At 63.7% G+C, this 12,049-nt stretch carries 10 protein-coding genes; 6 read left to right on the forward strand and 4 right to left on the reverse strand.

Going from position 1 to position 12,049, the window contains the following annotated elements; translation table 11 throughout:
• Window positions 1–7: 7 nt before the first annotated feature.
• The gene (locus K7G81_RS15275) at window positions 8–1,024 is read right to left on the reverse strand and encodes a YncE family protein (RefSeq protein WP_223031683.1); all 1,017 of its coding nucleotides are present in this window, start codon (window positions 1,022–1,024) and stop codon (window positions 8–10) included.
• Between the two features lie 188 nt (window positions 1,025–1,212).
• Window positions 1,213–1,506: a PepSY domain-containing protein gene (locus tag K7G81_RS15280; RefSeq protein ID WP_223031684.1), complete on the reverse strand. Its 294-nt coding sequence runs from the start codon at window positions 1,504–1,506 to the stop codon at window positions 1,213–1,215.
• A 63-nt stretch (window positions 1,507–1,569) separates the two neighbouring features.
• Here K7G81_RS15280 and K7G81_RS15285 point away from each other — a divergent pair, with 63 nt between their 5' ends.
• A complete protein-coding gene (locus tag K7G81_RS15285) occupies window positions 1,570–2,376 on the forward strand; it encodes a response regulator transcription factor (RefSeq protein WP_369412128.1) in 807 nt (268 codons plus the stop codon).
• Window positions 2,373–3,836: a sensor histidine kinase gene (locus tag K7G81_RS15290; protein WP_223031685.1), complete on the forward strand. Its 1,464-nt coding sequence runs from the start codon at window positions 2,373–2,375 to the stop codon at window positions 3,834–3,836. The genes K7G81_RS15285 and K7G81_RS15290 overlap by 4 nt, the downstream gene beginning before the upstream one ends.
• Here the strand turns inward: K7G81_RS15290 and K7G81_RS15295 are convergent.
• A complete protein-coding gene (locus K7G81_RS15295; RefSeq protein ID WP_223031686.1) occupies window positions 3,805–4,272 on the reverse strand; it encodes a PepSY domain-containing protein in 468 nt (155 codons plus the stop codon). The genes K7G81_RS15290 and K7G81_RS15295 overlap by 32 nt on opposite strands.
• A gap of 265 nt (window positions 4,273–4,537) precedes the next feature.
• On the opposite strand from K7G81_RS15295, the gene K7G81_RS15300 reads away from it, so the two are divergent.
• The 4 genes from K7G81_RS15300 (at window position 4,538) to K7G81_RS15315 (ending at window position 10,210) form a co-directional block, all read left to right on the forward strand.
• Window positions 4,538–6,934, forward strand: coding sequence for a TonB-dependent receptor (locus K7G81_RS15300; protein WP_223031687.1), 2,397 nt, complete (start codon window positions 4,538–4,540; stop codon window positions 6,932–6,934).
• Window positions 6,935–7,276: 342 nt separating this feature from the next.
• Entirely contained in the window at window positions 7,277–7,918 is a 642-nt protein-coding gene (locus K7G81_RS15305) for a sulfotransferase family protein (protein WP_223031688.1), read from the forward strand.
• A gap of 2 nt (window positions 7,919–7,920) precedes the next feature.
• Complete coding sequence (locus tag K7G81_RS15310) at window positions 7,921–9,021, forward strand: glycosyltransferase (protein ID WP_223031689.1); 1,101 nt, start codon at window positions 7,921–7,923, stop codon at window positions 9,019–9,021.
• A gap of 25 nt (window positions 9,022–9,046) precedes the next feature.
• Window positions 9,047–10,210, forward strand: coding sequence for a CDP-glycerol glycerophosphotransferase family protein (locus K7G81_RS15315; RefSeq protein WP_223031690.1), 1,164 nt, complete (start codon window positions 9,047–9,049; stop codon window positions 10,208–10,210).
• A gap of 583 nt (window positions 10,211–10,793) precedes the next feature.
• Here K7G81_RS15315 and K7G81_RS15320 read toward each other — a convergent pair.
• Window positions 10,794–11,981, reverse strand: a complete 1,188-nt coding sequence (locus K7G81_RS15320) for a cysteine desulfurase family protein (protein ID WP_223031691.1) — start codon at window positions 11,979–11,981, stop codon at window positions 10,794–10,796.
• Window positions 11,982–12,049: the final 68 nt, after the last annotated feature.

The raw sequence follows: 12,049 nt of genomic DNA on the forward strand, positions 1-12,049 counted from the left end.
TTTTCTCTCAGCGTCGGCTCAGTTTGAGGACCCGAAACGTGCCGGGCCGATAGGCATGATGCTCACCCGGCGGCGGGGTCGTCGGTGTCGCGGTCGGCAGATAGATGTCGCGCGTCGCCGGATCGATCGCGCCGGTCCGCGCCCCGCGTGCCGTCCGCACCTTGCCGACGACGTGCGCGCCGTGCGGTCCGTCGAGCGAGACGATCGTCAGCGTGCCGCTACCCCCACATGGGATGTAGGCGCGACGGTGCGGCGCATCCATGATCACCGCATCGGGGCCATCGCCGATATCGATGAGGTGCGTCAGCTTCATCGTCCGCGCGTCAACCACCGCCGCCTTGCCGTTGTCGCAGGCGCTGATCAATTGGCCCGTCTTCGCGTCGTAGCCGAGCCCCGAGGGCGCCGTGCAGCCCGTCAGCGCGATCGTCGGCCCGGCCTTGCCGGTGGCGACGTTCGCGGTCTCGATCACGTTGTGATCCTCGTTGTTTACGAACAGCCGGTCGCCGGCGCCGAACTGCGGGAATTCGAGCCCGGACATCAGCGGAATGGTGCGCACCACCTTCCGCGCGGTGACATCAATGATCGAGGCCGAACCGGACTTGGCGTTCATCACCGCGGCCATGCCGGTCGACGCATCGTAAACCGCGCCATCGGGATCGTTGCCGACCGACAGGCTTGCCACCTGCTGCCGGGTATTGGTGTCGAACAGCCGCACCGTCGCGTCGTGACCGCTGGTGACCAGCAGCAGATGCTGCCCCGCGATCGGCACCACGGCGTGCGCATGCGCGATGGTGCCGAACGTGGTGACGCGATCACCCCCTGCCAGATCGATCGCCAGCACGCTGGCGTCATGGGCGACGTAAACCATGTGATCGGCGGGATCGACCGACGTATAGTCCCAGCCGCCGTCGGGGCCGGCAATCTGCTTGGTGACGGAATAAGTCGGCGTCGCCGCGGCGGCCGCGGCGGCGAAGCCGGCGACGCCGGCGGACAGGACGAGCATGCGGGACAGGGGAAGGCGCATCGGTCGGTTGGCTCCTCGCAATTGGATGGCGCCACCATGCGTCCGGCCTTTTGACATTGAAATGACAACCGACTGGATCAACACGAATGTTGTGAAAATATAATCTTGGGCGGGTGATCTGCGTGGGCGCCAATGGCCGCCCGGCGCGCGAACACCGGGCGGCGGTCTATCGATCGCCACGCCGCGCGTCAGTCCGCGTCGTGCGCGCCTTCGTAGCTGTTCTCGATGATCTTGCCGGTATTGGGGTCGACCCCGATTTCGTGGATGCGATTGCCCTGCCGGATATCGAAGGAATAGCGCCACGCGCCGTTTTCCTTCTCATATTCGCCCTCGGCCACCGTGCCCGGCGCGACCTTCAGCGCAATGGCCCGGGCCTGCGCCAGGGTCAGCTTCGCCGCCGGCTTGTGCGCCGCGGCCATCGCGGCGGTCGCGCCGCAGGCGCCGGCAAGCGCCGCCAGTCCGATCAATGCAGACAGTTTCATTCTCGTCACTCCTTACCTCGCTCCAGCATGAGCGTTGGCAATCGATAGACCATCGAGCATTGCGTGCGCGTTGGCCGATCCTTTCGATTTGCCAATGTTGCCGCAGGGGCCGAACGCCCACCCCAAGCCGCCGGCGTCGAGGCGCGCTGTCATCAATCGGTCACCGCCGCGCTTTACGCACTCTGGTTCATGAACCTGCTGGTCATCGAAGACGACGACTCGATCGCCAAGTTGATCGCTTCGGGTCTGCGCGATTACGGGCACGACGCGACCACTGCCGCTACCGGCGAGACGGCGCTCGCGCGGCTGCGCGATCATCGCTTCGATGCGGTCGTGCTGGATCGAATGCTGCCCGGCATGGACGGGATCGACGTCTTGCGCCACATCCGCCGCGGCGTCGGCAACCCGCCAGTACTCGTGCTGAGCGCAATGGGCGAAACCGATCACCGGATCGAAGGGATCGAAGCCGGCGCCGACGACTATCTGGTCAAGCCGTTCGACATGATGGAGTTGAACGCGCGGCTGAATGCCATCGTACGGCGGGCGAACCGCACGAACCATGTCGACAGGATCGAGATCGGCAGCATCGGGATCAACATCGCCCAGCACAAGGTGTTTCGCCGCGGTAGGCCACTCCACCTCAACCGCAAGGAGTTCGGGCTGCTCATCGAGCTGATGCAGCATTGCGATCGCACGGTGACGCGACGGATGCTGCTGGAGCGGGTCTGGGGCTATACGTTCGAGCCCGGCACCACCATCATCGAGAGCAATATGAGTCGTCTGCGCGCGAAATTGACGCAGGACGGCGAAGCGGATCCGATCGAAACGGTGCGCGGGTCCGGCTACGTGCTTCATCGCGATCGCGCATGATCGTGGCGAACGCCGCCATTTTCCGCAGGATCGCGCCGGGCACAAGCGGCCTGCGCGGCATCGTCATCCTGTTCGGCCTCGCCTTGGCGTTGGCTTTGATGGCGCTCGGCAGCCTGGCCTTCGTCGTCACCGAAGGCCGCCTCAATCAGGCGGTCAACCATTCGCTCTTCAAGCGCGAGCGCAAGCTGCTCAAACCCACGCCCGACGGGGACCGTCCGACGCTGGCGATGGTGCGCAGCCGGATCGAGGGCCGCGAAGACGGGCGCACGATCAGCCAGATCGGACACCGCCTGATCGATCCCGGCGGACGGCAAATTGCCGGGACCGTCGTCGAACTGATCGGCAGCCGCGCCGTGCCCGGCCCTGTCCTCTTCAAGGAAGTCCATGGCCATCATCTACGCCATGGCCGCGCCCTGACCGTTCGCCTCTCCGACGGCAGTCGCCTCGACATCGTCGCGGAAAGCGAGCTGATCGAGAACATGGGCAAGATCATCTGGCCGATGTTTCTTGCGATGGCCGTGGTGGCCACGGTGGGCGGCATCGCTGCCAGTCTTGGGTTAAGCCGGGTGATCGCCGCGCGCCTGTCGACGACGCGCCGAACCGCGGACGCCATCGTTGCGGGCAATCTGAAATCGCGTGTACCGGTCGATTCGCTCGACGGCATGTTCGCCGACCAGGCCCGCAGTTTCAACGGCATGCTCGACCGGATCGAGGCGCTGATGCTGCAGACGCGCCAGATTTCGACCGATATCGCGCACGACCTGCGCACGCCGATCACGCGTCTCCGCGCAACACTGGAAGCGGCGGCGTGCGCCGATCGACCGGCGGCCGAAACGAGGGAACTGGTGGACCGGGCGTTGGCCGAATGCGATGGCGTGCTGAGCATATTCGCGGCACTGCTTCGTCTTGCCGAGGTCGAGGCCGGTCAACGGCGGGCAGGGCTGAAACTGATCGCGCTCGACGCGCTGGTCGAGGATGTCGTCGAATCGATGGAGCCGGTGATCGAGGATGCCGGCATGAGACTGAAACGCGGGCAAATCGACCGGGCGATGGTCCTCGCTTGCCCCGACTTGCTCCATCAATTGCTGGTCAACCTGCTTGAGAACGCTGCGCGCCACGCCGGCGACGGCACCGCGGTGACGGTCAGCGTCTCGCGAGCCGAGGCAATCGGGAGGGCGTTTTTGCGCGTCGCCGATTCGGGCCCGGGAATCGCTGCGATCGATCGTGACAAGGTGCGACGCCGGTTCGTGAGGCTCGACCGGAGCCGTGCCCGCCCCGGCAATGGGCTCGGCCTTGCGTTGGTCGACGCAATCGCTGAATTGCACGGCGGGTCCGTCGCCTTGGACGATAATCATCCGGGTTTGATCGTAGACGTTTATCTGCCGCTTGCGGCAGCGGGTCGGGATGCGGCGACAGGCCCGCGGCGGCTCACTCCCGCCGCCGTCGCCGCCAGCGCCTGAGCGCCATCGAGAGATACATCGACAGACCCGAGGCAGCGAAGAACAGCAGTGCCGCGCCGCACAGGATGTTGACCACCACCCCGGCCGGGCCGAACGCTTCGCCCGAATGAACCCTCTTCAGCCAGTGGCTCCAGCGGTCCCATCCATGACGCCGTTTGTCACCGGGCGTGCGCGGCGATCGCACCGAAGGGGGCGCGGGAACGCGAGACGCGGCGGCAGCCGCCGTGGTCGATGAAACGCGATCGAGCAGTTCGGTGGTTTGGATAGCCAGTCCCGTTACGGCCATCAGCAACAAGAGCACGGCGAACACGGGGGCAATCCGGCGGTGCCATTTGCGCATCGAACGTAATCCTGGAAGCTGGGTTTTGCACGTGGCAGAAGCCTCGCGGGCCCCTGGTGGCCACGAATGGAGAGGCGCGCAACAGCGGCCGAACATTCTATTTTTGTAAGGTTGGCGCGCGTGGACGCCTCCACGCCTGCCGCGTCACATATTTGTCACCGGCACTCCATAGCAGCCTCGCATCGACGATCGGACGGACCAGCCGTCGAACGGAAACCAGAATGTATATCGCGAGAATCCTCGCCACGGCGGCTTGCGCCGCCGATCGGCGCCTCGCGGCCGTTCTACGCCGTCCGCCCGCCACGCGATGCCGACAGGCCTTTCAATTCGCAACGACGCAATGAGAGCAAGGGGTAACAAGATGACGAGGTTGAAGACGATGCTGCTGGGCTGTGCCTCGATCGGCATGATGGCCATTCCGGCGGCAGCCCATGCGGCCGAGCCGACGCCGCCGGCCAATCCCGCCAGGCCGGCGGGTCAGGCCGGGCAGAGCTCCACTGCCGCCCAGGCGGGCCAGGCGAACGATCGCCAGTCGCTAACCTCGGCGGACATCATCGTCACGGGCTCGCGCCTCGCTGCTTCCGTGCCCACCGCCTCGCTCACCACTACCCAGCCGCAATCGGCGATCAACCGCAATTACATCGACAACGTCCTGACGCCGGTCGCCGACTTCACCAAGATCGCCGCCATCACCCCCGGCGTGACGCTGGGCGGCACCGGCAACGGCACCGGCCTGCAGGAATCCAAGCTGTCGATCCGCGGTTTCAAGGATGGTCAGTTCGGCATGACGTATGACAGCATCCCGTTCAACGACACCAACGATCCGACGCACCACTCGTTGAGCTTCTTTCCATCGAACACGGTCGGCTATGTGATCGTGGACCGCGGGCCGGGTAACGCCAGCCAGCTCGGCCAAGCCACGTTCGGCGGGGACGTCAATCTCTATTCACGCGAAGCGAAGGACCAGGCTGGCGGCGAACTGGAGGCTGCCGGCGGATCGTTCAACACGTTCCTGGCGCGTGCCGAATACCAGACCGGCAAGATCCATAGCCTTGGCGACGCCAAGTTCGTCTTCACCGGCAACTATACGCGCAGCGACGGCGCCATGAGCTGGGAAGGCACGCTGCTGAAAAACGTGTTCGGCAAGGGCGTGATCCCGATCGGCGCGTCAAACACGCTGACGGTAATGGCGACCTACACACAGATCCGTTATTATCAGCAGGATAACGACGGCACGTGGTGCGGGAGCGCCGACGGGCAGCCGCTGATGAAGCTGACCGGACACAATTGTAATCCCGCGTCCGAGATCGGCATGTACGGCATCGATTATGGTCTCAGCGGCTCGGATGTCGCCACACCGTCGAACCCGCTTGCGCAGAATTATTACAAGTTCAATGGCACCAACAAGAAGACGGATTTCGAATACATCCGTTTGCAGTCCGATCTCGGCAGCGGCTTTTCGATGGACAACCGCCTCTATCTCTATGGCTATACCAATCACACCGATTCCGGCATGGACGGGCTGGGCACGATCGGCACGCCGAATACTGTAATTCTGACCCCGGGCGGCAGCGAGCAGGCCGGCATTCCCGGTTATCTCAAGCTCAACAAATACCGCACTTGGGGCTACATCGGCCAGGTGGACTACAATTTCTCGCTGGGCCGCGCGCGGGTCGGCGGGTGGTTCGAAAAATCGAACAGTGATCGCTTTACCCACGATATCGACTGGGTGACCGGCCAGCCCGATTACGACAATAAGAATACGTCGACCACGGCCACCAGCAACGCCGACCGAGAATACGATCAGGGCTCGGACTGGAATCAGTATCAGCTGTTCGGCGAGTTCGAGTTCAAGCCGACGTCGACGCTATCGATCACGCCGGGCATCAAATATGTCCATTTCAACCGCAAAATTGAAGCAGCGGTCAACCAGAAGTCGCGCTCGCCGCTCTACACCCAGCACACATGGACGCAGACGCTGCCGTTCCTGACCGCCAATTATCGCCCGACCGACAAGCTGTCCTTCTATTTCCAATATGCCAAGGGCTTCTACGTTCCCGATCTCTCGGCCTTCTATTCGAGCGATCCGAACCTGGGCGACGCGCTGTCGGCGCTGAAGCCGATGACGACCACAAACTACCAGCTCGGCACCGTCTATCATGGCAGCCGCTTCTCGATCGACGCCGACGTCTACAAGATCGACGTCAACAACCTGATCTCGTCTTGCGACGGCGTAACCTGCCCGAAGGGCGACAGCTACAATGCCGGCAACATCCATTTCAAAGGCATCGAGGGCCAGCTCAACGTGCTTGCCTTTTCCGGCATGACGGTCTTCGTCAACGGCTCGATCAACGACGCGATCGATCATGCGACGGGCACGCAGATGAAGAACGCCCCGCGCGGTACCGCTGCATTCGGAGCGATCTATTCGCGTCACGGCCTCAACGTGTCCTTTACCGACAAATATACCGGCGTCAGCTATGCGACCGACTACAATGGCGATCCCAATCGGCGCCTCTATCGCATTGACCCCTATTGGATCGCCGATTTCGCCATCAACAAGGATATCGGGCGGCACCTGCGCGTCGGCCTGAACATCGACAATGTGTTCAACGAACGCACCATCTCCAAGATCAAGGCGAGCAAGACCGGCGCGCCGAAGGACGCCAACGGCTTCCAGAACGGCTACGGCCAGTACGACCTGCTCTACTTCACGCCGCCGCGCCAGGTGATGGTCGATCTGCGCGTCAAATTCTGATCGGACTTGAGGATTTGGTGGGCGGAACGGTGCACCGGCAATCGATCCGCCCATCGGGCAGGAGCCGCCGACGCGCTCTCTCAAGATCGGGCTCTGCTCAGCCTGTATCAGGCAACTCATCAAGTGACACGCCGTGCGGGCGTGCTGCCCGGTGTTATCCTGTATGGTGGATTGCTGAGAACGCCACGGTGATCCATAGCGCCCTTAGCGAGGTAACAAGGCATCCCGAAGGCATTGACGCAGCTACTCGATCGATTGCCGCGTTGGCGAAGCGCGGTTCTGGCCCGCGCAGGCGGGGTGCGGATCAGTGCGGATTTATACGAACGCGCGGCCGGATTTGGCTTGGCGTTGCCGCTCGATGCAAAGCGGCGCGCGCGGATTGCTGCGGCGCGTCGTGCCGGCGTGATCTTCATCCACGTGCCGAAGAATGCGGGCATGGCGGTGAGCCAGGCGCTCTATGGGATGCAGATCAAGCACGCCTCGGCGCGTTATTTCGCGATGCTCGCACCAAGCGAATGGAAACGCCTTCCCACCTTCGCGGTGCTGCGCGATCCGGTCGATCGGTTCCGTTCCGCCTATCGCTATGCGCGCGCCGGTGGCGGGTCGGACAACCGGGTTTCCCCCGTCTTTGCCGAACGCTATCGCGCGTTTGGCGGGATCGACGATGCCCTCGATCATGTCGAGGCTGCGCGCTCGCCTTATGGGGTCGATCATATCTTCCGCCCGCAATGCTGGTATCTGACCGACAGGCGCGGCGCCATCGCGGTCGATCATCTCGCCTTGATCGAGCGGGTCGGCGATTTGCTCGATACGCTCTCAATCACCCCGGCGGGACCCCTGCGGCACGTCAACCGCACCGAGGGGAGCGATCCCGTGCTGACCCCCGGACAGGCTGATCGCGTCCGTCGTATTTACGCCGACGACCTTGAGCTGTTCGATCAGGTCGCGCGCTCCGACGGGCTCGCACGCCTGAGAGGCGACTGACGATGGCGCTCAGGATCGCTTATGTAATCAACTCGCTGGAGGGCGGCGGGGCAGCGCAACCGGTTCCGGCGATCACCGGATTGCTGCGCGATCGCGGCGCGACAGTCCGCGTGCTCGCGCTGTCGATGCGCAACGGCAAGGGCCGGCCCGCGCTGATCGCGGCGGGACTGGATCATCGCATTGGCCCCGGTGCCAAGCATCAGCACGGCCGCGCGTTCCGCTGGTTGCGGACGGAACTGCGCGCCTTTCGTCCCGACCTCATCTGGACGTCGCTCACGCAGGCGACATTGATGGGGCAGATCGCCGGACGGCTGATGGGGGTGCCGGTGGTGAGCTGGCAGCACAATGCGTTTCTGAAACCCGCCAACCGCCGGCTGCTGCGAATGACGCGATCATGGTCGCGTCTGTGGGTTGCGGATTCGTCGAGCGTTGCCGCGCTGACGCGCGACCGGCTGGGCATCGCCCCCGATCGAGTGATGACCTGGCCGCTGTTCATCGCCGATCCGGCTTGGTCCTCCCGGCCCGATCGACCGCCCGGCGCTTCGTTCCGGATCGGCAGTCTCGGGCGGCTTCACCCAAACAAAGGGTATGACGTGCTGATCGCCGCGCTGGCTGCGGCCGGTGCCGCGATCGGCCCGGATGTGCGGATCGAGATTGCCGGGGAAGGTGCGGAGCGCGACGCGCTCGAGAGATTACGCAAAACGGCTGGGATCGAGACGATCGCCTTTGTCGGGTATCGCCGGGACGTTCCGGACTTCCTCCAGTCATGCGACGCCTATGTGCAGCCTTCGCGAGCCGAGGGCTTCTGCATCGCGGCGCACGAGGCGATGGCTGCGGGGTTGCCTTGCATCGTCAGCGACGTGGGCGAGATGCCGCACACGGTTCGCGCCGCCGGCGGCGGCCTCGTCGTGCCGCCCGAAGATCCGGCGGCGCTCGCCCTGGCGCTGACCGCGCTGGTCAGTGACAGGACGGCCGCCGCCGCAATGGGGGCGGCCGGCCGCGACTATGTCTCGGCTACCTATGGCGCTGCCGCTTTCGCCGCTGCCGGAAATGCGATTTTCGACCGGATAGAACGCTGGTTTGAACCATCCGACCTGAGGTGACGGGGCCGCCGCACCGTCAACCAAGATGCGCATCGGCTTTCTTTTCAATCACGATCAGATTCATCAGGTGGCGCATAGCCTGCCGATCGCGCTGGCGATTGCACGGCGCGGGCGCGCGGAGGTGGTCGTTGCCACGACCAACGACCGCCTCGACGCCGAAGTCGACCGGCTGACCGCCAGCGCCGGTTGCCCTCCGCTCACGCGCGTGCGGCTCCGCCCCAAGGCACTGGCGAGTCGGGCCGCGACCGCAATGCTCGACACGATCGTGCCGGCGTCCAAGATCGTCGTCTATCGCGACAATCTCGATTTCTTCCGATCGCTTGACGCGCTGGTTGTTGCGGAAAAGACGAGCACGCTGCTGAAAAGCCGCTACGGCCTCGATCTGCCGTTGATCCATACCCGCCACGGCGCGGGCGATCGCGCGATCGGTTTCGACCGCAAGAGCGCGCTGTTTGATCTCGTGCTTGCGTCCGGCCCGCTGATACGCGACCGGCTGGTTCGCGACGCGGGGCTCGATCCGGCGCGGATCGCGGTGGTCGGCTATGCCAAGTTCGATATCCTCGACGGCTGCGTGACGCCGCCCCTGCCGATCCAGGACAACGGGCGCCCAACGGTGCTCTACAACCCGCACGTATCGGCGCATCTTTCGTCCTGGTATCGATACGGCCGCGAAGTGCTCGAGCTGTTCTATCACAGCAGTGACTATAATCTGATCTTCGCGCCCCATGTGATGCTGTTCGAGCGCCCTTTCCAACTGACCATCGATCGCCTGCGCATCGCGCGCCCGGGACGGATCGACCCCAAATTCTTCACCGCGCCGCACATCCATGTCGACCTCGGCAGCCCTGCCTCGACCGACATGACCTATACGCGCGCGGCCGACATCTATCTCGGTGACGTGAGCAGCCAGGTCTATGAATTCCTGCGCACGCCGCGGCCGTGCGTTTTCCTCGACGCGCACGACACCGATTATCGCGACTGTCCCCATTTTGCGCACTGGCGCCTCGGAGACGTCGCCACGTCGATTTACGACCTCGCGGTTGCTCTGGACGCCGCCTTCCGTCGCCACGCCGCGTTTCGCGAACTCCAGCGCCATGCAATCACCGAGCGGTTCGATCTCACCGCTACACCTGCCTCCGAACGTGCCGCGACGGCGATTTTAGAGCGGGTTATCGCCAAGCGAGCGTGATCCGGCCGCTCGCTCACCAGTGTCGAGCGCAACCGAAACGATCGTTTCGGGAACAATAAAATGACGTATTTTCAATGGACTGTCTGGATGAGATCGTGCGCCTAATAGGCTGCATGTGGCGGAGCGGGAGGTAGCAGGAATTTCCTTATATCTCATTCGTATAACGTAAGAACGGTCGACGACAATCGCGGCGTCCCCACACTTTTCCCCACACTCTGCATGAGCTTTCACGGGAAAATTCGAAACATCTGGCTACCCCCCATTCTCGCTTGAATACCGATTAATCGCGGCGTCCGTTCGGCATCCTTCTTGACCGTAAGCGCAAACGACCGCTTTTGGTCGGAAGTCGTCGGCTTCAGAAAGCATCAACGCCACGACCGCAGCCGCTGAATTGCGGCCGGTGACTGCCCCGGATCGATCTGTCGGAAGCGGCCGTAGGTTCAGCCTTTGTGAATGGCAGAGATCGGGTTGAATGCGAGTCATCAATCGGACTCGACTCCGCAACCTAGGGAAATCGCTAGAGCCTTCTAAAAGAACAGTTGGGCGATGGTCATCCCACAACTCCAGCCGAGATGGCTGCTCGTTACAGCGTTGCGCGCAACGGTTCGCTAGAAAGCCGTTCGACGGCGGCGCTAACGATCCGCGCGGCCTGCACTGCTTCATCGGCAGTGGTCGAGCGACCAAGACTGAATCGGATCGAGCAGTCGGCTTCCTCGCCCGTGAGGCCGATCGCCCGGAGCACATGCGATGGCTCAGGGATTCCCGAGGCACAGGCCGATCCGGAAGAGGCGGCGAGTGTCGGCTGCAACGCCGCCAGAAGGTCGGCCGCTGTAACGCAGCGCAACAGCAGGTTGACATTGCCGGGATGACGAAAACCGGTGTCGGGGCCGTTCAACACGGCCTCGCACCCCTCGGCGAGCAGCGTCTCAACAAACAAGTCACGACAGATGCGAACCCGTTCCCTTTCCTCGCGTGCAGACGCACCGGACAGGAGTTCGGCAGCAGCACCGAAGCCTATGCATAGCGGAAGCGGGAGCGTTCCCGACCTTAGGCCATTTTGCTGTCCGCCGCCGTGAATGAGCGGAGTGAGACACGGTTGAACGTCTCTGCGGACGACAAGTGCCCCGATACCACTCGGCCCATATATCTTGTGTGATGAAAGCGAAATCAGATCTGCGTGCTGCGCCAGGTCGCCGATGTCGATCGCGCACGGCGCTTGTGCGGCATCGCAATGAACCAAGGCGCCGGCCGCGCGTGCCAATGCGCCGATCCGATCCACGGCTTGGATCGTGCCGATCTCGTTGTTCACGGCCATGATCGAGACAAGCAGGACGTCCCCGTCCAGTTGCGCCGCAAGCGCGGCCTCATCGACGCGACCTTGCCGGTCGACCTCGATGACGGCGACCTCTAAGCCGTGCCGCTGCGCCAGAACCCGTCCCGCCCCGAGGACGCTCTTATGCTCGATGGCGCTCAGTAGGACCCGGTGGCGGCCGCTGCGTTCGGCGTAGTCGGCGAGGCCGAGGAGCGCGAGATTGTTGGCTTCCGTCGCGCCGGAGGTGAAGATCACTTCGTCCGGATCGGCGCCGACGAGCGAGGCCACTTGCCGCGCCGCCGCTGCGATCGCCTCGGCGGCGCGCCAACCGATGACATGCTCGGATGCGTGCGGATTGCCGAAAGCATCGGTGAACGCAGCCGCCATTTTGACGAAAACCCGCGGATCAACCGGGGCCGTCGCCTGATGATCCAGATAGATAGTTTCGCCAACTTTCATAATATTTCAATACCTTAGCGTTTACATCCGATGCCGAAGGGCCGCGTCGGGCACAAGCCACCGTCTGG

The sequence above is a fragment of the Hephaestia mangrovi genome (assembly GCF_019880555.1).
Classification (GTDB): Bacteria; Pseudomonadota; Alphaproteobacteria; order Sphingomonadales; family Sphingomonadaceae; genus Sphingomonas; species Sphingomonas mangrovi.

What these genes read in the sequence shown, in the direction of transcription:
- K7G81_RS15275 (WP_223031683.1), bottom strand. Translation starts at nt 1,024, where the DNA reads ATGCGCCTTCCCCTGTCCCGCATGCTCGTCCTGTCCGCCGGCGTCGCC.
- K7G81_RS15280 (WP_223031684.1), bottom strand. Translation starts at nt 1,506, where the DNA reads ATGAAACTGTCTGCATTGATCGGACTGGCGGCGCTTGCCGGCGCCTGC.
- K7G81_RS15290 (WP_223031685.1), top strand. Translation starts at nt 2,373, where the DNA reads ATGATCGTGGCGAACGCCGCCATTTTCCGCAGGATCGCGCCGGGCACA.
- K7G81_RS15295 (WP_223031686.1), bottom strand. Translation starts at nt 4,272, where the DNA reads ATGTTCGGCCGCTGTTGCGCGCCTCTCCATTCGTGGCCACCAGGGGCC.
- K7G81_RS15300 (WP_223031687.1), top strand. Translation starts at nt 4,538, where the DNA reads ATGACGAGGTTGAAGACGATGCTGCTGGGCTGTGCCTCGATCGGCATG.
- K7G81_RS15310 (WP_223031689.1), top strand. Translation starts at nt 7,921, where the DNA reads ATGGCGCTCAGGATCGCTTATGTAATCAACTCGCTGGAGGGCGGCGGG.
- K7G81_RS15315 (WP_223031690.1), top strand. Translation starts at nt 9,047, where the DNA reads ATGCGCATCGGCTTTCTTTTCAATCACGATCAGATTCATCAGGTGGCG.
- K7G81_RS15320 (WP_223031691.1), bottom strand. Translation starts at nt 11,981, where the DNA reads ATGAAAGTTGGCGAAACTATCTATCTGGATCATCAGGCGACGGCCCCG.